Origin of the sequence: Psychrobacter sp. KFRI-CH2-11 (assembly GCF_038239325.1) — a bacterium.
Lineage (GTDB): Bacteria > Pseudomonadota > Gammaproteobacteria > Pseudomonadales > Moraxellaceae > Psychrobacter > Psychrobacter celer.
Map to the genome: position 1 here is coordinate 1,270,351 of NZ_CP151283.1, position 24,892 is coordinate 1,295,242.

Consider the following 24,892-nt stretch of genomic DNA (forward strand, 5'->3'; position numbering starts at 1 on the left):
AAAGTAGTACTTGTAATGACGGTGTCAATCACCGTTGTGACTTAATGTAACGGCTTATTTTTTGTCTTCACCAGCTAAGAAGAACCAAGTGTCTAGCACTGAGTCAGGGTTCAATGACACAGAGCTGATGCCTTGTTCCATGAGCCAGAACGCTAGATCTGGATGGTCAGATGGACCTTGACCACAGATGCCGACGTACTTGTTTTGCTTACGGCAAGCTTCGATAGCCATGGTCAACAGTTTCTTAACCGCAGGGTCGCGCTCATCAAATAAGTGAGAGACGATACCTGAGTCACGGTCAAGACCGAGCGTTAGCTGAGTCAAGTCATTAGAGCCGATTGAGAAACCATCGAAATGCTCAAGGAATTCTTCTGCCAATAGAGCGTTGGTCGGTAGCTCACACATCATGATGACGCGTAGACCATTCTCGCCGCGTTTTAGGCCATTTTTCTCAAGCAGTTCGATGACTTGACGTGCTTCGTCAGTGGTACGAACGAATGGAATCATGATCTCAACGTTGGTCAAGCCCATCTCGTCGCGGACACGTTTTAGTGCTTTACACTCAAGCTCAAAGCAGTCGCGGAAGTTGTCAGACACATAACGGCTGGCACCACGGAAGCCTAGCATTGGGTTTTCTTCTGATGGCTCGTATAGCTTACCACCCAATAGGTTGGCATATTCGTTTGATTTAAAGTCAGACATACGAACGATGACAGGCTGGTCCATAAAGGCAACCGCTAGGGTTGAGATACCTTCGACCAATTTATCAACATAAAAATCGACAGGTGAGGCATAGCCTGCGATACGCTCATGAATGGCTTGTGAGATTTCGCGTGGCAAGCTATTCATGTTTAGTAGCGCTTTTGGATGCACACCAATCATACGGTTGATAATAAACTCAAGACGGGCAAGGCCGATACCTTCATTTGGCATTTGGGTAAATGAGAAGGCGCGATCTGGGTTGCCGACGTTCATCATTACTTTAAATGCTAGCTCTGGCATGGTCTCGACAGAGTTGGTTTGTACTTCAAAGTCGATCTGACCTTCGTAGATAAAGCCTGTGTCGCCTTCGGCACAAGAGGCGGTGACGTCTTGACCGTCGACCAATAGCTCAGTGGCGTTACCACAACCAACAATCGCTGGTACACCTAGCTCACGAGCAATGATAGCCGCGTGACAGGTACGGCCACCGCGGTTGGTGATGATCGCAGAGGCGCGTTTCATGACCGGTTCCCAATCTGGATCCGTCATATCAGAGACTAATATGTCGCCTTCTTCTACTTTGTCCATCTCGTTTAGGTTGGTGACGATGCGTACTTTACCTGAGCCGATACGCTGACCGATTGAACGACCTTCGCACAGTACTTTGGCATCAGTGGTATCGATGACATAACGTTCCATGACATTGCTGTCTTGGCGGCTTTTGACGGTCTCAGGGCGCGCCTGTACGATGAAGATTTCACCGCTGTCACCGTCTTTCGCCCACTCGATATCCATCGCTTGGCCATAATGCTGCTCGATAGTGACCGCTTGCTTGGCAAGTGAGGTTAGCTCTTCTGTGGTGAGTGAGAACTGCATGCGATCTTGTTTTTCAACATCAACGGTTTTCACTGATTTTGACGTGCTGCCTTCATCTCCATACACCATCTTCTTATGCTTGCTACCGAGGTTACGGCGAATAACGGCAGGCTTGCCATTGGCGAGTAATTTTTTAGAGATGTAGAATTCGTCTGGGTTCACCGCGCCCTGTACGACCATTTCACCTAGGCCATAGCTTGAGGTGATAAAGACCACTTGATCAAAGCCACTTTCGGTATCAAGGGTAAACATCACGCCCGCGGCGCCTGTTTCTGAGCGTACCATACGCTGTACAGCAGCCGATAGTGCCACGCCTTCGTGTTCAAAACCTTTGTGCACGCGATAAGAGATGGCACGGTCGTTATACAAAGAGGCAAATACTTCTTTAATAGCGATTAGGACGTTATCAATACCGCGAATATTCAAGAAAGTCTCTTGTTGACCAGCAAATGACGCATCTGGCAAATCTTCGGCAGTCGCAGAAGAGCGTACCGCAACCGCGATGTCTTCGCCGCCGCTCATGGCTTCAAATGACTTGCGTACTTCTTGCTCAAGGTCGCTTGGCAGCGCTTGCTCAATGATCCAAGTACGGATTTTTTTACCAGTGGCAGCAAGTTTGTTGACATCGTTGACGTCTAAGGTTTTTAGCTCGTTGTTGATCTTATCGAGCAAGCCTGTTTCGGTCAAAAAACGATTGAACGCATTGGAAGTCGTCGCAAAACCGCCTGGAACACTAACGCCTAAATCAGATAGGTGGCTGATCATCTCGCCGAGTGAGGCGTTTTTACCACCGACCATATCGATGTCGTCTTTTCCTAACTGATCTAGATTGATTACAAGTGCTGTAGATTGCGCTGCCATGATAACTCCAGAAAATAAGGTTATTTAGTAAAGATTATAACGGTGAATTATACCGCTATATTTGCAGAATTTCGAGGGGTTGACCCAAAAAACTTGTGAAAAAGATACAAATTGTCGGGTTTGTTACATAATTTATGATGACTCTATGAAAACAGCAATTATAAAGGGCTATCTGTGTCCAAAAAAGCTCAGAAAAAAATCCGTTTGTTGATATCTCCAAGCGCCCACCATTTTGACTGATTTTACCAAAACTACCAGCAATGATAACCACTAAAACCATCGATGGATGTTTTATAAAGCCCGTCGCCTCAAAAACCACATAACATGGCTGGTTTTTGAGAGGTGTGGCGCGGCTATTTGATCGCCGTTGCAGCGCACAGCCTTTGTGCCGGCATGGATGTTGGTGATAAGTGTACGCCTGTAACATTGATTTCTATTAGACTTTTATTATGCGTATAATATACAGCAGAAAAACAGGGCGCTCAGCCGTGCACGGTATGTATAATAAAGACCCAGATGCTATATATCAGACAACATATCAGATAACGCCATATAATAGACAAAAACTAGATGAAGACTCCTATTGAGTTTTCAATCGATGAGTTTTCAACCGAGGTATCCACGCATGTACTCAAGCAATCCAGCTGAACAAGTCAAGCCCACCATTCAAAACCGCCACGCGCTAAACTTGGACAGCTCTCAGGCCATCAGAACCGCGTTTTTTATCTCAGATGGTACGGCGATTACGGCGGAGACGCTGGGACGCGCGATCTTAAGTCAGTTTGCCTCGGTTCCTTTTGAGACCAGAGTGTTGCCTTATGTCGATAGCCTAGAGCGTGCTGAGGATGCGGTTGAGCAAATCAATATGGCTTATCAGCGTGATGGTTTGCTGCCATTGGTGTTTGATACCATCGTGAGCCCCGAGATTCGCGAAACAATCAACTCAGCGCACAGCTGTAACTTGGATATGTATGAGGGGCTAATCGGCCGCGTCGCAGAAGAGACTGGGGTAGAGCCAGACGGTCATTCAGGCCACGCTCATGATGATGTCGACTCCGAGACGTATAAAGAGCGTATCGACGCGGTGCACTTTGCATTAGACAATGATGATGGGGCGCGCACCCGTCATTATAATGCTGCCGATATTATCTTGGTGGGGGTATCACGCTCGGGCAAAACACCGACGTCACTATATCTTGCATTACAATTCGGTATTCGCGCCGCCAATTATCCATTGACCGAAGATGATCTGTATGACAATCAATTACCAAAAGCCCTGCGCGAACACAAAGACAAGCTGTTTGGTTTACTGATTGATACCGATCGCTTGGTCAAGATTCGCCAAGAGCGCCGCGCGGGCAGCCGTTATTCGAGCTATCAGCAGTGCCAGCAAGAGCAGCGCGCCATACAAGGTATTTATATCACTCATGGTATCCCAAGCCTCGATGTCTCTGAGATGTCGGTAGAAGAGATTGCCACGCGTATCTTGCAGATGACGGGGCTAAAACGCCGCATCGGTTAGAATGCTGAGCGCTCACATTTTATACCTCCAAATTTATCAAACTGTCTTTATTAAACGGTCATTTTATATAGAGAAGATTATGCGTTCACTTTATCAAGCCAAAAAAACGCCTTTATTATTGGCAAGCGTCATTAGCGCCGCGACGCTATTGAGTGCCTGCCAGACGTCGCTATTTGCTCGTGAGCCTGTGCCTGAGCCGCGTTATATTCCGAGTATTGTGCTCGGTGACGCTCAAACGCTCACCATTATGCCCAATCGTGTCGCCTGCGCCTCTGCGCTACCGATGCAATGCTTGCTGGCCAAATCTAGCAAAGATGGCAGTGTGTTTCAGATTCCTTATGACTGGATTGATGACTTTGCGCCAAGCCTTGGCACCGAATACGTCATCAGTGTACGGCCACAGATCGACGAGGGGCAACAACGTCTGACGGGTCATTGGACGTTGCAAAATATCCTATCTCAACGTATGGTAGGCACCCCTTAGAGCTATGATTAAAGCTATGATAATGAGAAGATCCATGACGCTGTTTCATGGGCGATACGATACATACATTAATATATAAAGAGGACATAATGGGAAGTAAAAAACCAAGCGATGCGACCAACGATGTTGGTGAAGATACCCATACCGAAGTATCTAACAAACAAAGCGCGCCTATACCAAACCCTGAACACACCAAAGGTAAAGATAAAAAAGAGAAAATAGAGCAAACCCACGAGCAAGTCACCGAAGACATCATGCATCATCCTGACTTGGTCAATCCGCTCGATGATACTCGTATCGATATCCAAACTGGTTTTACCAAAGACTCGCGTCGTCTAAAGGGCGATAAGCATCAGTATGAGTATGATGTAGTAGTCTTAGGGGCGGGTCCTGCTGGTGAAGCGGCGGCCATGAAGCTGACCAAAGCGGGCAAAAAGGTGGCGGTGATTGATCCGCGTGAGCAGGTCGGTGGTAACTCAACGCACGTCGGCACCATACCGAGTAAAGCGCTGCGTCAATCGGTGTTTAACTTGATCAACTTTCGCCGTGATCCCATGTTTACCAAAGCGATGGAATACAAGCAAGTCCCGCTCAATGAAGTGCTGGCCAAAGCGCGTCAAGTGATTCGCCGGCAAGTTAATACCCACACGCGTTTTTATGAGCGCAACCGTATCGACGTGATTCATGGCTGGGCAAGCTTCGTCGATGCCCATACTCTGCGCGTCGAAACCGATGACAATATCTTTGAGACCGTCACGTTTAACAAAGCCATCATCACCGTCGGTAGCCGCCCTTATCGCCCAGATATTCTTGACTTTGATCATCCACGGGTATTTGACTCTGACAAAATCTTGCAGATGGACTATGTTGTCAAAAAAATCATCATCTATGGCGCAGGGGTTATCGGCTGTGAGTATGCTTCTATCTTTACCGGCCTTGGCTACAAAGTTGACTTAATCAATAACCAAAACCAGCTACTGAGCTATTTAGATAGTGAAATTAGCGATGCGATTGCTCATGACTTTAGGCAGTTTGGCGTTCTGATTCGTAGTAATGAAGAGATTGACTATTTAGAAACCCATGACGATTATGTGGTCTTGCACCTAAAGAGTGGCAAACGCATCAAGTCGGACGCGATCTTGTGGTCCAATGGCCGTTCAGGCAACACAGAAGGCCTAAACCTAGAGGCCATCGGTCTTGAAGCCAATAGCCGAGGCCAGCTAAAAGTCGATGATACTTACTGTACCGAAATCGACAATATCTATGCAGCCGGCGATGTGATCGGCTGGCCGTCTCTGGCTTCTGCCGCCTATGACCAAGGGCGCTGTGCGGCAGCCTTTATGGTCGGTGATAGTGATGCAGAGCCTGTATCAAGTGTACCGACTGGTATCTATACCATTCCTGAAATCTCTTGTATCGGTAAGACAGAGCAAGAGCTGACGGACGAAAAAGTCCCTTATGAAGTAGGCCAAGCATTCTTTAAACATCTGGCGCGGGCACAGATCATCGGCGAGCGCTCTGGTGTATTAAAGATATTATTCCACCGTGACACGCTGGAGATTTTGGGTATTCATTGCTACGGCAATCACGCCTCAGAGATTATCCATATCGGTCAGGCGGTGATGAAGTGCAAGAGCAACAATACCCTTGAGTACTTTGTAAATACCACCTTCAACTATCCAACGATGGCTGAAGCGTATCGCGTGGCTGCATTAAATGGACTAAACCGCGTTTTTTAAAAATGACGCGCGACGTTCAGCCAAATAAAAAAGCGCCTGCTTATGATTAGCAGGCGCTTTTTTTATGGCATTTTTAGATGAGCTGTCTTTTAGACTAGAAAGCTTTTAAACGAGCCGAGCCGCTAAGAGACTTGCGTACGCTTTGGCGCATTGTACCAGCGAAGCCACATGAGTAGCGCAAAATACAGCGCCCATAAGGCCGCTAGCGCATAAAACCCAGTCGCGACCTGAGAGATACTCGCACCCATTTGGTTTAGCTGGACTGAGGTATTGATGGCGGGCGTGGTCGGAATAAACCAGCGCACTATTTGTAAGAAAGTAGGCAACTGGTCGGCAGGCCATGGGTAGCCGCTGACAAAAAACATCGGCAATGAGCTAAAAATCAAAATCTGCATGCTACGTTCACGCTGACGAAACCAAAGCCCAAGTAGGCAGCCAAGTGTCGCCACCGCCGGACAAAACAGTAAAAGAAATAGCAGGCTGCCGAGCATATTTTGCCCGCGTGGGTAGTGATGTAGCTCAAACGCCCAGCCATAATAAAAGCAGCCGATCAAAAAGCTCAGTCCACTAAGCGCTGTGATACGTCCAAGCCAGCCGTTGATGCTGGTCTGATGCCGCCGCTGCTCATACCAAGTACCAATGAGCATGGCAGTGGCCATAAGTAGTGTTTGCTGCAAGATGATAATAGAAACGGCGGGCACCACATAAGCGCCATAGCCTTCTGTCTGGTTGTATAGCGGGACAATTTGTAGCGGTACGGCCTGTGCGTTTTGGGCAGCTGTCGGGGCATAGGCACCTTGCGCGACACTCTTTTTAATTTTGACCCCAGCGGAGACCGTACTAACCGCTTTTAAAAACCCCATCTGCACGTTTTTGTTGAGCAAAAAATAACCGCCATTACCAAGAACGCTGACACTAGCTGCTTTACCCGACAGCACGTTTTGCTCAAGCCCACTTGGGATCACCATATAGCCTGCAATTTCATCTGCCCAAATGGCTTCCTTAGCGCTTTGTTCGTCTAAAAACCGTCTGGTGTCGAGCTGCGGGCTGGCGCTGGCATAACGAACGATGGTGCGTGATAAATCGCTGTTGTCTTTATCAATGATGCCGACTGGCACATGATTGACGACCTCCGATGAGTATGGCCACGGATAAAAAAAGCCATAGATAATGGGGGCAACAATCAGCATCAATACAATGCCTTTGTCCGTAAAGACGTCTGTTAGGGTCTGAAAAAAGCTTGCAAAAAAGCCTTGCGCTGGCGGCTGCGGCTGGGTGCCTTTAGCGTTATGATCTGTTGATAATGGCGGCATTAGCGTGCTCCCCAGCGCTCAGGATGTGCCAGTGCGCGTTTGGTGAGTAGGGTAGTCAGCATCATAGCGACGACAGTGGCGATGGCAAGGCCATAGAGTATCGGCAGGGAAATGGCGACAGGCGCTTGCATCTGCATCTGCGCGATATGCAGCTTAAGATAATGGGTAAGTGGCAGGGCATCTGACCAATGCTTGGCGCTGTCACTGATGGCAATATAAGGAAAGGTCACGCCAGCAAAGGCATACGAAGGCGCGGAGATAAAACCAGTGGCAGACAAACCCATACGTAATGAAAAAGAGCCTAAAGTAAAAATAGCGCCCAGCCAAAACGATAGCATCATCAAAAGCAGCAAGCCAAGATATGTGGCAAAAACAGCGCTGCTCGCTACGGACTCCTGCGGCGTGGCCAGCCACAGCGCCAAGATAGACCAGAGACCATAAGCCAGCATCGGCCAAAAGTACTTACCCAACAACCCAAAAAGCAAAACACCCATGTGCACGCTCGGCAGCGTAGATACAGGTTTTTGATTGGTATTGTCCTTAGCGGCACTATTTGGCAGTTTAGCTGCAGGTTGACTGAGCGCGGCCATCTTTTGCACAGTGTTATCAGCTACATTATTATTCACATTGGCACTAATATTGGCACTAACACTATCACTAATACTGCCACTAAGATTGTCATAAGCCTGAGCAGAGGCGATAAAACCATACCAACGGCCAAGCTGCCTATCTCGTAGCTCACGGCCGATGGTCGTGGCACCGATGACCATGGCCAGTATGTGTAATAGCGCCGGTATCACGGTAGAGGCCAAAAACTGCTGATAGTCGGTGGCGGCATTAAACAGACTGATGCGTTGTATACTGATTGGCGAATAGGCGATTGCCGCTTGTGATGGTGCCATGCCTTGTTTGATCAAGCGCTGAATCTCAACGCCTGCCGACAGAGTACCTGCGACCGCCTGCACACCAGTCTGAATAATACCTGAGTGCGTGCCATACTGGGCATTTACTTGTAAAATAAGCGGTGCGGATTTGCTCGATAAGATATTGCGCGAGAAGTCTTCAGGGATGATGACAACAGCGTAGATATCACGCTGCAAAATAGCCGATTCTGCCTCTGCGGCTGAATAATACATCTGTCTGACGCTCAGCGTTGGGCTGGCATCAAGATAGCGCACGGCGGTATTGGCCACTGGGCCATTGTCTTGATCAATGACCCCAATAGGCAGGTTGGTAATCTGAGTCTGCGAAAATATCCACCAAATCAGCAAGACGGTGAGCAAGGGAATCCATACCACCATGGTCAAATCCCATGGGTTTTTGCGCAAAAACCGCCGCTCATAGGCGGCGCTACGTATAAAGGCCTTACTTAGCTGAGTTAGGCGCATGGCTTACTCTTGGCTCATGGTGGTTGGGTCGATAGGTACGATGACGCTCATACCGGAGCGGATACGGGCATCGGGCACAGTCGGGCGAGCCTTGACCTCAAAGGTGCGCACATCAAAACCATCATCGTTATTGGTCGGTCGCCATGTGGCAAAGTCGGAGAGGGTCGAGGTGGCATAAACGGTAAATTGTTTTTTGTAGGGCTTGCCGGCAGAAGATAGCGCTGGGATGGTGCCTGTAAACACTTGACCGATGGCAAATTGATTGAGATGCGACTCGGTGACATTGAGCACCACCCACTGATCGTCGGTATTGACCAGCGTCAAGATTGGCACTCCTTGACCGACGACTTCGCCTGCGCTTACGATGACATTATCAACGATACCAGCAATCGGACTTTTAAGATTGGCTTCTTCTTTTGCGACCAAAGCCTCATCAAGCTGGGCATCAACCTGCGCCACTTGTGCGGTGGCCGCTGATTTATCCTCACTGCGCGCACCTTCTAGTGCCAAGTCATACTGTAGCCGCGCCGCTTCGGTCTGATCTTGGGTGGCCAGATACTGCGCATAAGCCTCATCGCGTTTTTGCCGTGCCATCAACCCTTCTTTATAAAGGCGGTTGACACGCTGATAGGTGTTTTTTGCCAAATCAGAGGCGGCTTTGTTGGCCTGCCATGCCGCTTTTGCCTGCGCAATCTCTTGCGGGCGTGCGCCGTTTTCGGCTTTATCCAATTGGCTTTGGGCCATTTGTTTGCCTGCCCGCGCTTGAGCGATCTTGGCGTTGATTTCAGGCGAGTCCATTTCAATCAGCTGCTGGCCGGGTGTGACGTCATCACCTTCGGTAACTAATATTTGAGCGATGCGCCCTGGTACCTTTGCGGCGATAGACGTTTGCTGCATTTGCATCTGTCCTTGCAGCGTCACAAGCGGCGGCTCACTTTGCGCGGTGCTTTTGTATAGGCCATAGGCAATGACAGCAATGATGATGAGTGCCACGCCAGCCAGTAGGGCTTTTTTTCGCATGGCTGCATTATCTGACTTTGGCGTGCCGCGATAATAATCGGCCACGGCTGGTGCTGGGCTGTCATCAGGCGTCTCTTTTACAGACTCCGTTGGCGTCTGTGCATCATGAGGCCGCGCTGATTCATCAGAATCAGGGAGTTTGCGTGAGTCGTCTGATTCGTTTGGAAATTCAGTCATGACGGTGAGAGTCCTAAAGCAACAAAGTTGAAAACAAAGAGGATATTAATACACACGAATCGCATAAGGCTTGGCGTTTTCGATCGTCTCAGCGTTAAAAATAGCACCAAAGGCGACGATAAACGCTGAATAATACAGCCATAGCATAATGACCACAGCAGCCGAAAGCACGCCAAACTCAGCGCTATAATTATTAAAGTTTTGTACATACAGCGAAAACAATATCGACAGCACAATCCAAAGGACGGTCGCTACCAGCGCACCTGGCACCAGTTTTTTTAGCGCGACCGCGTCCCGATTGGGCGCTAATCGGTATAAACCCAAAAAGCATAAAAATATAATGCCTGCCAGTATCGGCCATCTGCTCCAAAGCGCCACTGTCTTGGCGACTTGCGGGAAGGGCAGATAAGCGGCGGCGACAGGAATAATCGCGATAGAGGATATGGCTATAATCAAAACCACCACTGCCGCCAAGGTCAAACCAAGGGCGCGTATGGTGCCTTGAATAAAACCGCGCTCTTGGCTGATATGAAAGGCCAGATTGATAAGAATGATTAATGATTTAATCCCTTTGGAGCCTGCATATAAAGCAAGTAAGGCTGAAACAGTCAGGCCAAAAGTGAGGGTAGAGGCGGTGTTAGAGACCAGATCGCTTAGACGCGAATCTAAGACGTCATATACCGTATCAGGTATAAAGGGGCGTAGCAGTGATATCTGCTCTTGCATCTCGGCGGGCGAAAACGCCAAGCCGTACAGCAGCACAAACACAGCCATGACCGGAAAAATCGACAAAAAACTAAAATAACTGACGCTTGCGCAGTGTGCCCAAACATTTGAGGTATTGGCAATACGCCACGTCTCTAGTAACGTCTGTCGCCAATTGCGGGTCGAGGTAGCAGTCAGATTTTTCATAAAACAATCATTCACACTAAAGGTTAAGGTTAGGTGTCTCTATCAGCCATGTTAAGTAAATGACGGTAGCTTGCTTAAATCATTGTGATTTGTTTTTCGCTGTGTTTTTTATTACTGAGTATATAAAGTCGGCAATTGAATGTCAGCAGCATTGAGGTAAGCATTGAATGCCAACGGTGTGCCGCAGCTTTGCATCAAGGCGGCCAGTGCTTGTACATAGTCATGTGCTGCTTGTGCCTGCTCGGTACGAGCTTTGAGCGCTTGCGTTTGTGCTTGTACCACCTCTATCGTGGTATTGACACCTTCTTGTAATCCCAAACGGCGTAAGCGCAGCACCTCTGCGGCCAGATCTACATTGCTCTGCAGGGCTTGATAGCGTGCTTGGGCATTATTGACATCATGCCAGTTTTTTTCGACCAGCAGGAGTAAGTTGTCACTGACCTCGATCTCAGACAAGTCGGCTTGACGAATCTGCGCGCTACTAGAGGCCAGTGATGCGGTTTTGTCGAGCCCGCCCCACAGTTTCCAGCTGGCAGAGAAACCAGCGACCCAGCTTGGGTCTTTTTCAACTTGCCCGTAGCCATAAAGCATGACCGTCGGCTTGTAGCCTGTATCGGACAAGGCATGTAGCTGCTGCGCCTGCGCGCGCTTGGCTGCAACTTTTTGTAGCCCTGGGTGATTGTTGAGCGCCAAGTCCTGAAAGTAGCTGACATCAGGCAACGGGCGGCTGGAGACAAACAGTGGCGTAGTGGGCTTGATACGGTAGTCAGTGCGCAGCAGTCTTTGTAGTGCAATCATCGCAAGGCGAGCATCGTTGTTGGCTTTGACAGCTTCGCTTTTGGCATCTGCCAGCGCCGACTGTGCCTCTAGTCTATCGACATGAGAGATAAAGCCTTCTTCATACAAGCGCTCGGCCATATGGTCGGTCTGTTTTAACGTGTCATAAGCATCATCGCGTAAATAGGCGGCAATGATGGCAAGCTGCGCTTTAAAATACCGCTCGATTAATGTGTTATATAGTGCATTTTTATCCAGTATGCTGTCTGCGAGTGTCTCTTGGGTACGGGCGCGGGAGGCTCCCGTTAGAGCTGCGGTGCGTCCGGCGGTATAGATGGGCCACGCCACGCCTAGGCCAGCGCTGGTCGTCTCGCCTGATCGCTTAAAATCATAAGAGTCCGGCAGGCGTTCGCCGACGAGCTCACCGAAGTTTGGCAAATCTGGGACAGGCGGCGGGACAATGCCATCGACGCTGTTATTAATCTCATTGACAATGCCGCTTCTGAGTGAAGACAAATCGATATCCTCATCGAGGTGGTAGGCACTGGCTGAGACGCGCGCAAACACCAGTGGATTGTCTAAGGTTTTGAGAGCGTCGGTTTGGTATTCACTGGCGGCGATGGCTGCATCATTGGCCGCGATCTTGGGTGAGACTTGCAATAAGATGTCTTGTGCTTGCTCAAGGCTCAAAAAACTAGACACATCCAGCGCATAGCTGTTGTCCACTGTCTTGTGCGTGATGGGGTCGATAAGCGTACTTAAGGGCTTTGTCGTACGCTTATGGTCATGACTCATCGCACTGTGTGCGATGCGGATGTCGTCGGTTGCCTGAATACGCGCCGCGCTATCTTCTGCCTCAACGATTTGTGTGACGGCGACGGCTGGCATCTCATCTTGAAAGCCGGCGTGGCTAGGCGCTGCCGTGGGGTCTACATGAGTGTCTGTGTTTGCATGGGTAACTATCGATGCACTCATTAGAGTCACCGTCATCATAGCAATAGAGAGAGCCGATAAAGCAAATTTCATAAGTCACATAAGCCGTTAATGAGAGTGCAAGGTATGATTCAAGACCATCAGACCTGAATAAAAAAGTACACTGGTATACAGGTTGCTACGGGTATGACTGCGTATCGCAAGCTGGCAGCAGATAGCATTGTACATTTATTATAGACTATTCATCCAACGCAAATAAGTGAGGATGTGCCCTATTATGAGCACACTGTAGAGCCTCAATCGTGACGGGTCAATGCTCAGTATTTTGACTTTTTCTATTGTGTATTAAATAGCGCTATGATAGACAATCAGCTACAGTAAATAAATAGACATCAAACCGCGCAAAAGATGGCTATACATATGGCAAGCAGTGCCGGCAAAATACCGCGCTATAATCGGTATCACAAGCCAAACATCAAAAATAGAAGACTTAGCGTTATATAGGACATATAGTCAGTTGAAAATGAAACGGTTATATAAACTTAAACGCACTACTGGTATAAATTTTACTTGCGTGCTGCATTCCCAAAGGCTGCGCAACCGACGTTTAAAAAGAGCATCCCAGTAGCGCTATGCTCTTTTTAGAGTACATCGACTATACTCAGAATAGGACAGACTCAGGACATATTGTAAACTGAGCTGACGATTATTTAGCATATCAGCAAAAAGGGACAGGTAATGGCAGGATATATATTGGCCTTGGACCAAGGCACGACATCGAGCCGAGCGATACTCTACGACGATCACGCCCGCCCCATTAAGATGGCGCAGCAACCGACGACCTTGCAGACACCTAAGGCAGGTTTTGTAGAGCAAGATGCCCAGCAAATTTGGCAGACGCAGATTAGCTGTGCGCACGATGTGATCAACCTCGCAGGCCTGCTGGCCACCGATGTCAGCAGCATTGCCATCACCAACCAGCGCGAATCTATTGTGATGTGGGACAAACAAACCGGCAAGCCATTAGCGCCAGCGATTATTTGGCAAGACAGGCGTACGGCCAGCTATTGCAAAACTCTGGCCGCTGAGCCTGCAAGTCGCGGCGAGTCTGACAGCGGTGTACAGGGCAAAAGCGCATTGAGCAAGATTGCAGGTAGCGACACGGGTCTCAATAGCGGCGCGCAGCATAGCATGGCAGAAGAGGTGCAGCGCCTGACTGGCCTGCGCCTCGATCCATATTTTAGCGCCAGCAAAATCGCTTGGCTGCTCGAAAACAACCCTAAGCTGAGCGTGCGCGCCAGTAGAGGTGAGATAGCGGTGGGCACCATCGATAGCTGGTTGATATACAAACTGACTGGTGGCGAGCATGTCATCGATGTGACCAATGCATCTCGGACGTTATTGTTTGATATTCATAAGCTGGCATGGTCAGAGGCGCTGTGTGCCCGTTTTTCGATACCCATGAGCATCCTACCCACCGTTTTGCCGTCTGACGGAGATTTTGGCAAGACCAAAAAAGGCCTGTTTGCCAAGCAAATACCTATTCAGTCGGTATTGGGCGATCAGCAAGCGGCGCTCTTTGGCCAAGGCTGTCTGGACGCGGGTATGGCCAAAAACACCTACGGGACTGGGTGCTTTATGCTGATGAACATAGGCAAACAACCAAAAATCAGCGACCATAAACTGCTGACCACCATCGCGTGGCAGCGAAAAACCAGCCCAACGCGCCCAGATAACTTATCATTTGACCAAATCGTTCAGTCAGGTATGCGCCTATTACAGCCACCAAAAAAAGAAGTGACCTATGCCTTGGAAGGTAGTGTGTTTATGGCAGGTGCCATTATCCAGTGGCTACGAGATAATTTGGGTATGATTAAGACAAGTGGTGAAGTAGAGGATTTGGCACGGCAAGTAGACAGTAGTGAAGAGGTGGTACTATTGCCAGCTTTTACAGGACTTGGCGCGCCTTATTGGCGCTCTGATATCAGCGCCAGTATCACTGGGATGAGCCGCGGCACTACTAAGGCGCATATTGCTCGTGCAGCGCTAGAAGCGGTCGCTTATCAAACCTATGATGTGCTGATTGCAATGCAAAAAGACAGCCCGCATCCGCTTACAGAGCTTAGGGTAGATGGCGGCGCGGCCAATAATGATTTGCTGATGCAGTTTCAGGCAGATCTACTGGATGTGCCGGTGCTGCGTCCTAGGGACACAGAAATCACCGCAAAAGGTGCAGCAATGCTCGCGGGTCTAAAAACAGGGCTGTATGATGACACCACGATGCAAGCGTCTTGGCAAGTAGAGCGTATATTTGAGCCGAGCATGTCGGCAGATATGCGTGAGCAGCATCTGAGTAAATGGCAGCAAGCCATCAAACGATCCTTAATGCCGCTATAAAACAACGCGATAAATAATGATATAGAAAATTAAGGAGACGATAAAATCAATAAAGGAGTATTACTGAAAACCTGAAACGGCCGTACACGACCGTGAGAAAGATACAGGCTGTAACGTAAGGCAATCTGAAGTGGGACAGAGTTTACATAACGCGTCTATCGAAGCTTATTCATAAATTCCTATACTTTAATGGTATTCACAAGTCCGCACGCTTAGCGGTCTGAATAGTTAAAATATAACAAATAATTCAAGGATAATATTATGAGTAACCATGACGGTATCGATCGCAGTGAAGTAAAACACATGTCAAAAGAGTCTAAAAAAGACCTAAACGCAGACATCATCACCGGTGAGCCAGGCTCGCATCCTATCGGCACAGGCGTTGGCGGTGTTGGTGGTGCCGCAGCGGGCGCGGCTATCGGTACAATGGCAGGGCCGCTAGGAACACTAATTGGCGGCGCGATTGGTGCGGTCGTCGGTGGCGGAGCGGGTCATGCAGCTGCAGAAGCGATTGATCCGACACGTGAAGAAGCATACTGGCGCGCTGAGTATGCCAATGCAGACTACTATCGCGATGGCCTAGATTTTGATCGTGATTTGCACCCAGCATATGCAGTAGGCTACGCCAATCGTGCGCGCTATCCAGCCGATGCGCGTTTTGAAGACCACGAAGCTGACTTAGAGCGCTCATGGCATGAAGTAAAAGGCGAGTCTCGCCTAGAGTGGAATGATGCTCGCCGAGCCTCACGCGATGCGTGGAATCGTGTTTCTTAACTGGCTTCTTTATAAGGCACTAAAAGTCTTATAAAAACTTATCAAAAAATATAAATAAAAAAGCGTAACTGTCTAAAAGCTAAGCAGTATTATAAGAGCTTACTATGACGTTACAGCAGAGAGTTTAATTGTACATTAGTTTCTTTCAATCGCTTTTATTTATATTATTTATGTTATTTTGAGGCTTCCGAAGGCATCTTTGGAAGCTTTTTTTATGAAAAAAGTTTATTATTTATGGGTGTTAATGAATATATCAGACATTATAAAAATAATAGGGAATATATGAATAATAAGGCTGATAATCATCAATTTTATATCGCGACCGCAAACTTATTGAACTTTGCAAATCCCAACCGCATTTATTATGACAATGCCCCTGCTTATAATGATACTGAATACAATCATAAGCTACGCGGTATCAGCGAATTGTTGGCGAAGGCTCATGCCGATATCATCGCTGTACAAGAAGTTTGGGATAGTGCTGCTTTAGTAGCGCTGGCGGCGTCTTTAGGTTTTGAGGCAAAGCACGTCATCGCACCGCTGGCAAGTAATGATGCGGCCAGCCCTTATACCCAAGGGCAGGGTGCCCAAAAGACACCAGCGGTAGGCATGATCAGTCGTTTTGAGCCGTTAGAGGTCAGTTTGTTACAGGAGGTGGCATCGAAGGCAGTGCTTGATGTCCCTGATGTAGGCCTCTATCAGCGCTTTAATCGGCCGCCGCTGATGGTGCGAGTTGATGCTTATGGTCAGCCAATCACCATCGTCACCGCGCATCTAAAAAGCAAACGTGCTTTTTTCTTGCGTGATGAGGCCGGTAACTTGCTAGAAGATATGGATGACCCTAATATCAGGGTCCGTGCCAAGCTGCGAAGTCTTTGTATGCGTGCGGCCGAGGCGGCTTCGATTCGTATGTCTATCATTGAGCGTTTGCAGAATACCCGTGAGCCGCTGATTTTGTTGGGTGACATGAATGATGTGACGAATAGCGTCACCACGCAGCTGATGACGGAGACGGGCGAGGTCAATTATGATAAAAGCATGCGCGATGTTGCACTATTTGATGCTGCCCGTATTCAAGCGCGTTATGGCTGGATGAAAGATGTGGCTTATACTCATATTTACCAAGGTATGCCAGAGGTCATCGATCAATTATTTGTGTCAGAAGAGTTCTTACCTGATAGCAAGTTTTCGCTCGGTCAGGTAGAGCGGGTGGACTATTTTAATGATCATTTAAAATGGGATTATGCAGATAGGGTCATCGATCATGGTATTATAAGAGCGAAAATCAAACTAAATAATTAGCAGTATCATACAGTTATATCGACATTGTTATGTTGTTGACTCATATATTATTTTTAACCCACTAAACTGCCTTGCTTGATAGTATACAAGCGTTTATGATGCCTCCTTATTGAAAGGGGTGGCGATGATAGCAATGAATTATTGTTAGTCAATCATCGTTGTTTTTTATTTAAGACCAAACTTTCAATAAAGACCGTATTTATAAAATAGGGCGTAACATTAAGAGACTTACAATGAGCGAAAATAAAGACGAAAAGATTGAAGACGTATTGGTAGATTCGGAGCTGGCAAAAAAGCTGGTGCCAAATAAGTTTAAGTTTACCAGTCAGCAGGGTCGTGCACGCCGTCAAAAGCTATTGGCTGGTGCCAAAAAGCTAAGCGAAACCCATGCTATTAACGATATTACCCTTGCAGCGGTGTGCGAAGAGGCAGGTATTCCGCGCGCATCTGCTTATCATTTCTTCCCTAATATCGAAGCGATATTTTTAGCGTTGCGTTTTTTGAACGCCATCGAGATATTAGAGATGGTAGAGACGGTCGATATCGGCAATTACGACAGATGGCAGGGGTATTTGACCGCGTTGATCGATAAGTGTGTGACAATTTTTCATAATGATGAAACCAAAGCCAAGCTGATCTATGATACCAATACTCCAGACTTTGAAGGAGACAGTTTCGGTGAAGATATCGATCATCAAATCGTAGACTTGGTGTATAAGCGCTTATCAGAACGCTATGAGATGCCGAATTTTGATGATATTCAAGACACGTTATTGATTGCTTATAGCATCGTCAATGCGATCTTTACTTTGTCTTATCGTCGCCACCAGACCATTACGGATGACTATATTCAAGAAGCAAATACGGCATTTATCGCTTATTTGCGCTGTTATTTGCCAGAAAAGCTACCGCGTAAAAACCGTTAGTTGACAGTATGCTACTGGTTGAATAGCAACGAAAAAGCCGACATGCTCACTGCATAGTCGGCTTTTTTATGCCTGTACTTATGCTTAGTGTTTAGTGCTTAGTGTTTAGTGCTTAGTGTTTAGTGCTTAGTGTTTAGTGCTTAGTGTTTAGTGCTTAGTGTTTAGTGTTTAGTGTTTAGTGTTTAGTGTTTAGTGTTTAGTGTTTAGTGCTTGGTGTTTAGTGCTTGGTGCTTGATGATTAGTTAGCAGGGTAGGTGGCTTAGATAGGAGAGAGCGCTTGCCCATGACATGTGTCTTCGCCTGAGTCAAGAGGGTTGCAAACAGTTAAATAAAACATATACAAACCTACCTATTTATTACTATAATAGATAGATTATATCTATAATATAAAGAGCAAGTTATGGGGAAACTGGTTAGTATTGGGGAGGCTGCCAAATATTTCGGGGTTGCTCAATCCACATTAAGACGTTGGGATGAGGATGGTACGTTAGTCGCCAAGCGAACCGAAAACGGGCATAGGCGATATGATTTAAGTGAAATCAGACCGCATTCCTTGAATACACCACCTAAATTAGACCGAAAAACCATTGCTTATGCTCGTGTGTCGAGTCGTGATCAAAAAGACGACTTACTTCGCCAGTCTCAAGTTTTGGAACTTTATTGTGCCAGGCAAGGCTGGACTTTTGAGACGATTACCGATCTTGGTAGTGGAATGAATTATAAAAAGGAAGGCTTAAAAAACCTGCTTGATGACATACTGAGCAATAAAGTTGAACGGCTGGTAATTACCCATAAAGACAGGCTTTTACGATTTGGTGCAGAACTGGTTTTCATGTTGTGTGAGGCTCGTGACGTTGAAGTGGTAATAATCAATCAAGGTGAAGAGTTGAGTTTTGAGCAAGAATTAGCCCAAGATTTATTGGAGATTATCACCGTATTTTCAGCGAGGCTATACGGCTCTCGCAGCAAGAAAAACCAACAATTAATAGAGGCGGTTAAAAAAGCATTATGATCCGTGGACACATTATCGAACTCAAGCCAAACAACGTACAGGCAAATCACCTTGCTCGTGCTTGTGGCGTGGCGAGAAAAGCCTACAACTGGGCTTTGCATGAGTGGCAGCGGCAGTATGCGCTTGACAAAGCGTACCGTGATGCGTGTTTGGCCGCAGGCGTTGAGGTTGATACTAAAAATCTAAACAAGCCCTCACAGGCGAAGCTCAGACGCGAATTGAACGCCATTAAGCGTGAATTATTCCCCTATATGCTGGAAGTGACCAAATGCGCTCCGCAGGCGGCAATCATGCAGTTGGGTGATGCTTATAACAACTTCTTTAAAGGCTTAGCGAAATACCCAACCGCTCGTAAAAAAGGCCGTGACGATAGATTCAGTTTATCCAACGACCAATTTGCCATTAAAGGTAAATCCATTCGTATCCCAAACTTGGGCTGGGTTCGCTTAAAAGAAGCTTTACGTTTTGACGGCAAGATCATGTCAGCTACCATCTCTAAACGTGGCGGTAAGTGGTTTGTTAGTGTGGCTGTTGAAATACAAAAAGCTGTAATTCCTACTAAAAAGACAGGTAAAAGCGTTGGTGTTGATCTTGGTATTACCGACTTACTGGTTTTATCAGACGGCACTAAAATTAAAGCGCCAAAACCACTTCAAGCAAACCTTAAAAAACTAAGAACGCTAAACAAAGCGCTCAGTCGCACTAAAAAAGGCAGTAAAAACAGAGAAAAAGCGAAAACCAAGCTCTCTCGTTTGCACTATAAGATCAGGTGTATTAGGCAAGATTCTCTCCATCAAATCACAACAAGTCTGGTTAATGAGTTCGATGTGATTGCGATTGAGGATTTGAATGTCAAAGGTATGGTTAAGAACAGGCGGCTATCAAGAGCTATCAGTGACTTGGGTTTCTTTGAGTTTAAGCGACAGCTTATCTACAAAGCCACTGAGCAAGGCAAGGTTGTGAAATCAGTCGGACCCTTCTACCCAAGCTCAAAAACCTGTTCAAACTGCAATCATATCCTTGGTAAAGATGAGCTAATATTGAAAATGCGTGAGTGGTTGTGCCCTAACTGTCAGGTTTCTCATGACCGTGACCTCAACGCCAGCATCAATATTTTAAATAACGCGACTGTTATTTTAACAGCTGCATAATCCTGTTTATTGGACGGTGAGTTCCATCGCCAATTAAAAAAGTCTGTGGAGTCGTGGTCAGTCTAAATCTCAAATGAGAAATAGCGCGTGACAATGAAGCAGAAAGAAAACGTCAAACCTATCTAATAGTCAATATTGGCTAGGTTTGAGTAAGATTTTTGGAACGGGCGTACGCCTCATAATAGCGAACGATACGTGCTTGCAGGGCAACATTGGTCTGTGAGTCGTGAGCATTGACGTAGGCTTGGCGTGCTTGCTCAAGCCAGCGATCGGCCATACGAAAATGAATCCCTGACTCTCGCCAGCCGCGCGCGCATTGATTGGTGGCCGCCCAAATCAGCGCTACTTCACTAAACGCCATCTCACGCGGGGCGACAGCGATGCCGTCACTGTCTTTGAGGGCGCTTATAGTTGCCCATAGGTCTGGCCGCATCAAGGCAGACATCGCAGGGATGTCCTGATACAGATCGATGCGCTGCTCTGTACCCTCTTGTAGGGCTTGTAAGATGGACTCTGTCGCTTGGGCAGCGTAGGCACCAGCGGTAGAGCGGCTATTGATACTGTTTTGATGAATGGCGTAATTCAGCCAGGCTTGCGCTTTATAGGCCCAGTAGCGCTGGCGTGCTGTCTTATCCGCTTGCTGATAGGGTTTTACCTGTGCGAGCATACAGCTCAATGCCTGCTGCTCGGCGCTTTGGTTTTGTATAAAGTCATCAAAGCTATTACCGCTACTATTTGCATAATCAATATCAAACGCACTTAACGCAACGTTGGTCAAGTAGATTGGTTGCATGGTAATGCTATTACGAAAATCTAGACGGATATCTGTAAAGGCCGTGGTGTTAGGGAACGTTCTTCTGACATTGATGGCTCTGACTCCTTGAGCCTCAATAACACCAAAGTTACCCAATATGGTGTTCGAGCTCGACTCTGTAGTATTCATCTTAATCTGTAAGGGAATACTGCCTGATGCGTTGCCTGCGATGTTGACATAATTATCAGTATTCACTGCTGAGACTAGGTTAGTGTAGTCTGCGTTTGTCAGGCTGCTTTGAGAAGCACCAGTCACACCTTGGCAGTTGGCTCCTGGGTTAGGCGCAATCGCATAGGACGAGTGATTGATAGAAAGTAAACCTATAGCTCCTACAAAAGCTAAGAATAATAGTTTGTATCTTTGGTATGAATCTACATGTTGAGATTCTGTATAGTGCTTAGCCATATACATAATAGTATCCCTATCTATTCATATCGACACCTAAACCACGGGCGAAATCTATACACTGCTGACTTAATAACCACATGTATAGGTTATGTAATTTGATACCTTACTATAAAGTATGAAAGTTTGTCGTAAGGAGTCGATAAGCGGCATATTTATTATGATAGGACGTAGTCAAAGTAACGCTTTAGATGGTTTTTACATGAATAACAGCTTCTCGCCTCATGGATTGTGCCTTAGATCTGTATGTATTTTTATTACAGTGTTTTTATTGCCTATCTAGCTTCAAATAATAAACAAACCATTCACCCAATCACTAATCATTATTTATTTAAAAAATACATCTCATATCGCCATTTTTTTATCGCTATAAACAACTTTCCCATAAGCGCCTATAATGGAGAGTTATTATCATTTGATGATCAAATATAGCAGTCGATAGATCCCTTAAAACACGCCAGAACCACTCCGATAAATTTAACAAGGAAGTCCTTGAGTAAACCATTTCCACACGCCAGTATGAAGTAATACTTTGATTTAATAATACCCTGCCACCGAGTAGGGGTGAACGATAGAAAAGGATTCATAACGATGAACTATTATAAGGATGCTGACAGCACCGAAACCCAAGAATGGCTTGAAGCCTTTGAGTCTGTGATCAAACATGCAGACAAAGATCGCGCGCAGTTTTTACTAAAAGCCTTATACAATATGGCGGTGCAAGAAGGCCTGCCATTCAACCGCCTTGATACTGCTTATATCAATACCATCGCAGTCGAGGACGAGCCGATGTATCCTGGCGACTTGACCATTGAGCGTAAGATCCGTGCGCTGATTCGCTACAACGCGCTGGCGATGGTGATGCGTGCCAACAAAAACGATGACGATCTAGGTGGCCATTTGGCGACATTTGCCTCTAGTGCCACGCTGTATGAGACAGGCTTTAACCATTTTTTTCGAGCCGCAAGTGATCATTTCGGTGGTGACATGGTTTATTATCAAGGTCACTCCGCGCCAGGTATCTATGCCCGTTCTTATTTAGAAGGCCGCTTGAGTGAAGACCAGTTGGATAATTTTCGCCGTGAGGTCGGTGGTAAAGGCCTATCAAGTTATCCGCATCCCTATCTGATGCCGGACTATTGGCAGTTCCCAACGGTCTCTATGGGACTTGGCCCGATCATGTCGATTTATCACGCGCACGTCCATCGCTATATGGAAAACCGTGGCTTGCTCGAAAAAGAAGGCCGTAAAATTTGGACTTTCTTAGGTGATGGCGAGACAGATGAGCCGGAGAGCTTGGGTGCCATCTCGCTTGCTGGCCGCGAAAAACTAGACAACCTAATTTGGGTCATCAACTGTAACTTGCAGCGCCTCGATGGCCCTGTGCGTGGTAATGGCAAGATTATTCAAGAGCTAGAGTCGGTATTTCGCGGTGCAGGCTGGCGCGTGATTAAAGTCATCTGGGGTGGTAACTGGGATACACTGCTTGATAAAGACGTGACAGGTGTGCTCAAGCACCGTATGGAAGAAGTGGTCGATGGTGAGTACCAGCTATATGAGGCACGTACTCCTGAATTTACCCGTAAAGAGTTTTTTGGTAAATACCCAGAGCTTGAAGAGATGGCCAATGAGCTGTCTGACCATGACATCTCGCGTCTAAACCGTGGTGGTCATGACCCAATGAAGGTCTATGCTGCCTTTAGTGAAGCCATGAAGACCAAAGGTCAACCAACAGTTGTCTTGGTCAAAACAGTCAAAGGTTATGGGCTATCGACGCAAGCGCAAGCGGTGAATAAATCGCACCAAATCAAAAAGCTAGATCATGAGTCATTGAAGTATTTCCGCGACCGTTTTGATTTGCCATTCAATGATGAAGAGCTTGAGACGCTGCCGTTCTATCGTCCAAAAGAAGACTCGCTTGAGATGAAATATCTAAAAGGTCGCCGTGAAGCGTTGGGCGGTCATTTACCAAACCGTCGTAGTGGTCATATTCCTCTAAATATCCCTGATTTATCGATTTTTGATCGTATCTTGAAGGGCAGTAATGGCAAAGAGCAGTCGACGACCATGGTGTTTGTCCGTCTGTTATCAGCGATGCTAAAAAACAAAGACATTCAAGATCGCGTCGTGCCGATCGTTCCTGATGAGGCGCGTACCTTTGGCCTGGAAGGCATGTTCCGTCAGTTAGGTATTTACTCGGCGTCAGGACAAAAATACACGCCTGAAGATAGTGAAGCGCTGATGGGCTATAAAGAAGCCATCGACGGTCACATGTTGGAAGAAGGCATCAACGAAGCAGGAGCGATGAGTACCTGGATTGCGCTGGCGACCAGTTATTCGGTCAACGCTTTGCCAATGATACCGCTGTATATTTACTATTCTATGTTTGGCTTTCAGCGTGTGGGCGACTTGGCATGGGCGGCAGGCGACTGTCAGGCACAAGGTTTCTTACTTGGTGCGACAGCAGGCCGTACGACGCTCAATGGCGAGGGCTTGCAGCATCAAGATGGCCATTCGCAGATTTTGTTTAACACCGTGCCGAACTGCGTGAGCTATGACCCTTGCTATGGTTATGAGCTGGCGGTCATCATGCATGATGGCCTACGCCGGATGTATGGTGAGGGTGAGCGCGTGTATTATTACTTGACCCTCATGAACGAAAACTACGAGCAGCCAGCCATGCCAGAGGGTGCGGAAGAAGGCATCAAGCGCGGGATGTATTTGCTAGAAGACAATGGCTCAAGCCAAGTACAGCTGCTTGGTTCTGGGGTTATCTTACGCGAAGTACAAAAAGCGGCGAAGATTTTAAAAGAAGAGTTTAATATCACTGCCAACGTTTGGAGCGTCACCAGCTTTAATGAGCTAACGCGTGACGGTATGGCATGTGATGACTACAATCGCTTGCACCCAATGGATGAAGAAAAAGTGCCATGGGTCACAGAGCAATTGGCACCGCATAAAGGGGTGGTGGTCGCGGCAACAGACTATATGCGTAACTACTCAGAGCAGATACGTGGCTGGTTACCTGATAGCCGTCCTTATACTACATTGGGTACTGATGGTTATGGTCGCTCAGATACCCGCGAAAAACTACGCAGCTTCTTCCATGTAGATGCCGCTCATATCGTGGTGGCGACGCTCAAGCGCTTGGCAGATGAAGGCGAAGTAGAAATGCGCTTGGTCAAAGATGCCATCTCAAGCTTTGAGATTGAGGCCGATCAGCCGCCAGCATGGCAGCAGCAGCCTTATTACGATCATTTCCCAGATGCACCAGCTCCTGACAACATCAACCCAAGCCCTGTGCCTGAGTTTGTCAGTGAAGAGGATGATGAAATCAGTAATGAAGGCCGCGCCGAAGATCAAGCTGACGCGACGCTGCTCAATGACGATGATGTCAAAGAATAATA

At 47.2% G+C, this 24,892-nt stretch carries 17 protein-coding genes; 10 read left to right on the forward strand and 7 right to left on the reverse strand.

The features are described from left to right. Window positions 1-54 precede the first annotated feature (54 nt). A complete protein-coding gene (gene ppsA / locus AADH33_RS05350; protein WP_198336331.1) occupies window positions 55-2,439 on the reverse strand; it encodes a phosphoenolpyruvate synthase in 2,385 nt (794 codons plus the stop codon). Between the two features lie 625 nt (window positions 2,440-3,064). Here ppsA and AADH33_RS05355 point away from each other — a divergent pair. The 3 genes from AADH33_RS05355 (at window position 3,065) to sthA (ending at window position 6,184) form a co-directional block, all read left to right on the forward strand. Next, the gene (locus AADH33_RS05355) at window positions 3,065-3,961 is read left to right on the forward strand and encodes a posphoenolpyruvate synthetase regulatory kinase/phosphorylase PpsR (protein WP_075102151.1); all 897 of its coding nucleotides are present in this window, start codon (window positions 3,065-3,067) and stop codon (window positions 3,959-3,961) included. Window positions 3,962-4,040: 79 nt separating this feature from the next. After that, on the forward strand, window positions 4,041-4,445 hold the full coding sequence (locus tag AADH33_RS05360) for a DUF4377 domain-containing protein (RefSeq protein ID WP_348549811.1): 405 nt from the start codon (window positions 4,041-4,043) through the stop codon (window positions 4,443-4,445). 89 nt (window positions 4,446-4,534) lie between these two features. Then, window positions 4,535-6,184 carry a Si-specific NAD(P)(+) transhydrogenase gene (sthA, locus tag AADH33_RS05365; RefSeq protein WP_075102149.1) on the forward strand — a complete coding sequence of 550 codons (1,650 nt, stop codon included), beginning with the start codon at window positions 4,535-4,537 and terminating at the stop codon, window positions 6,182-6,184. Between the two features lie 122 nt (window positions 6,185-6,306). On the opposite strand, the gene AADH33_RS05370 is transcribed toward sthA, so the two are convergent. The 5 genes from AADH33_RS05370 to AADH33_RS05390 all read right to left on the reverse strand — a co-directional run bounded on the left by AADH33_RS05370 (window position 6,307) and on the right by AADH33_RS05390 (window position 12,746). Further along, entirely contained in the window at window positions 6,307-7,497 is a 1,191-nt protein-coding gene (locus AADH33_RS05370) for an ABC transporter permease (protein WP_348549812.1), read from the reverse strand. Beyond that, window positions 7,497-8,885, reverse strand: a complete 1,389-nt coding sequence (locus AADH33_RS05375) for an ABC transporter permease (protein ID WP_348549813.1) — start codon at window positions 8,883-8,885, stop codon at window positions 7,497-7,499. Before AADH33_RS05375 ends, AADH33_RS05370 begins: the two co-directional genes overlap by 1 nt. A gap of 3 nt (window positions 8,886-8,888) precedes the next feature. Continuing rightward, on the reverse strand, window positions 8,889-10,082 hold the full coding sequence (locus AADH33_RS05380) for an HlyD family secretion protein (RefSeq protein WP_348549814.1): 1,194 nt from the start codon (window positions 10,080-10,082) through the stop codon (window positions 8,889-8,891). 45 nt (window positions 10,083-10,127) lie between these two features. Then, on the reverse strand, window positions 10,128-10,994 hold the full coding sequence (locus AADH33_RS05385; protein ID WP_348549815.1) for a YihY/virulence factor BrkB family protein: 867 nt from the start codon (window positions 10,992-10,994) through the stop codon (window positions 10,128-10,130). 111 nt (window positions 10,995-11,105) lie between these two features. Beyond that, window positions 11,106-12,746 carry a TolC family protein gene (locus AADH33_RS05390; RefSeq protein WP_348549816.1) on the reverse strand — a complete coding sequence of 547 codons (1,641 nt, stop codon included), beginning with the start codon at window positions 12,744-12,746 and terminating at the stop codon, window positions 11,106-11,108. A gap of 696 nt (window positions 12,747-13,442) precedes the next feature. Between AADH33_RS05390 and AADH33_RS05395 the strand changes: the two genes are divergently transcribed. From AADH33_RS05395 to AADH33_RS05420, 6 genes are all read left to right on the forward strand, one after another. Beyond that, on the forward strand, window positions 13,443-15,101 hold the full coding sequence (locus tag AADH33_RS05395) for an FGGY family carbohydrate kinase (protein ID WP_348549817.1): 1,659 nt from the start codon (window positions 13,443-13,445) through the stop codon (window positions 15,099-15,101). Window positions 15,102-15,362: 261 nt separating this feature from the next. Beyond that, complete coding sequence (locus tag AADH33_RS05400; RefSeq protein WP_198336338.1) at window positions 15,363-15,875, forward strand: hypothetical protein; 513 nt, start codon at window positions 15,363-15,365, stop codon at window positions 15,873-15,875. Between the two features lie 282 nt (window positions 15,876-16,157). Continuing rightward, window positions 16,158-17,177 carry an endonuclease/exonuclease/phosphatase family protein gene (locus AADH33_RS05405; protein WP_105246219.1) on the forward strand — a complete coding sequence of 340 codons (1,020 nt, stop codon included), beginning with the start codon at window positions 16,158-16,160 and terminating at the stop codon, window positions 17,175-17,177. Between the two features lie 233 nt (window positions 17,178-17,410). Continuing rightward, a complete protein-coding gene (locus AADH33_RS05410; RefSeq protein ID WP_100749531.1) occupies window positions 17,411-18,103 on the forward strand; it encodes a TetR/AcrR family transcriptional regulator in 693 nt (230 codons plus the stop codon). A gap of 400 nt (window positions 18,104-18,503) precedes the next feature. Continuing rightward, on the forward strand, window positions 18,504-19,115 hold the full coding sequence (locus AADH33_RS05415) for an IS607 family transposase (RefSeq protein ID WP_348549818.1): 612 nt from the start codon (window positions 18,504-18,506) through the stop codon (window positions 19,113-19,115). Further along, window positions 19,112-20,266, forward strand: coding sequence for an RNA-guided endonuclease InsQ/TnpB family protein (locus AADH33_RS05420; protein WP_100749529.1), 1,155 nt, complete (start codon window positions 19,112-19,114; stop codon window positions 20,264-20,266). Before AADH33_RS05415 ends, AADH33_RS05420 begins: the two co-directional genes overlap by 4 nt. 139 nt (window positions 20,267-20,405) lie before the next feature. Here the strand turns inward: AADH33_RS05420 and AADH33_RS05425 are convergent, their stop codons facing one another. Further along, complete coding sequence (locus tag AADH33_RS05425; RefSeq protein ID WP_348549819.1) at window positions 20,406-21,335, reverse strand: hypothetical protein; 930 nt, start codon at window positions 21,333-21,335, stop codon at window positions 20,406-20,408. Window positions 21,336-22,076: 741 nt separating this feature from the next. Between AADH33_RS05425 and aceE the strand changes: the two genes are divergently transcribed. After that, window positions 22,077-24,890: a pyruvate dehydrogenase (acetyl-transferring), homodimeric type gene (aceE, locus tag AADH33_RS05430; RefSeq protein ID WP_075102133.1), complete on the forward strand. Its 2,814-nt coding sequence runs from the start codon at window positions 22,077-22,079 to the stop codon at window positions 24,888-24,890. Window positions 24,891-24,892: the final 2 nt, after the last annotated feature.

What these genes read in the sequence shown, in the direction of transcription:
- AADH33_RS05415 (WP_348549818.1), top strand. Translation starts at nt 18,504, where the DNA reads ATGGGGAAACTGGTTAGTATTGGGGAGGCTGCCAAATATTTCGGGGTT.
- AADH33_RS05380 (WP_348549814.1), bottom strand. Translation starts at nt 10,082, where the DNA reads ATGACTGAATTTCCAAACGAATCAGACGACTCACGCAAACTCCCTGAT.
- AADH33_RS05400 (WP_198336338.1), top strand. Translation starts at nt 15,363, where the DNA reads ATGAGTAACCATGACGGTATCGATCGCAGTGAAGTAAAACACATGTCA.
- AADH33_RS05390 (WP_348549816.1), bottom strand. Translation starts at nt 12,746, where the DNA reads ATGAGTGCATCGATAGTTACCCATGCAAACACAGACACTCATGTAGAC.
- AADH33_RS05385 (WP_348549815.1), bottom strand. Translation starts at nt 10,994, where the DNA reads ATGAAAAATCTGACTGCTACCTCGACCCGCAATTGGCGACAGACGTTA.
- sthA (WP_075102149.1), top strand. Translation starts at nt 4,535, where the DNA reads ATGGGAAGTAAAAAACCAAGCGATGCGACCAACGATGTTGGTGAAGAT.
- AADH33_RS05405 (WP_105246219.1), top strand. Translation starts at nt 16,158, where the DNA reads ATGAATAATAAGGCTGATAATCATCAATTTTATATCGCGACCGCAAAC.
- AADH33_RS05360 (WP_348549811.1), top strand. Translation starts at nt 4,041, where the DNA reads ATGCGTTCACTTTATCAAGCCAAAAAAACGCCTTTATTATTGGCAAGC.
- ppsA (WP_198336331.1), bottom strand. Translation starts at nt 2,439, where the DNA reads ATGGCAGCGCAATCTACAGCACTTGTAATCAATCTAGATCAGTTAGGA.
- AADH33_RS05355 (WP_075102151.1), top strand. Translation starts at nt 3,065, where the DNA reads ATGTACTCAAGCAATCCAGCTGAACAAGTCAAGCCCACCATTCAAAAC.
- AADH33_RS05395 (WP_348549817.1), top strand. Translation starts at nt 13,443, where the DNA reads ATGGCAGGATATATATTGGCCTTGGACCAAGGCACGACATCGAGCCGA.
- AADH33_RS05410 (WP_100749531.1), top strand. Translation starts at nt 17,411, where the DNA reads ATGAGCGAAAATAAAGACGAAAAGATTGAAGACGTATTGGTAGATTCG.
- AADH33_RS05370 (WP_348549812.1), bottom strand. Translation starts at nt 7,497, where the DNA reads ATGCCGCCATTATCAACAGATCATAACGCTAAAGGCACCCAGCCGCAG.
- AADH33_RS05375 (WP_348549813.1), bottom strand. Translation starts at nt 8,885, where the DNA reads ATGCGCCTAACTCAGCTAAGTAAGGCCTTTATACGTAGCGCCGCCTAT.
- aceE (WP_075102133.1), top strand. Translation starts at nt 22,077, where the DNA reads ATGAACTATTATAAGGATGCTGACAGCACCGAAACCCAAGAATGGCTT.
- AADH33_RS05420 (WP_100749529.1), top strand. Translation starts at nt 19,112, where the DNA reads ATGATCCGTGGACACATTATCGAACTCAAGCCAAACAACGTACAGGCA.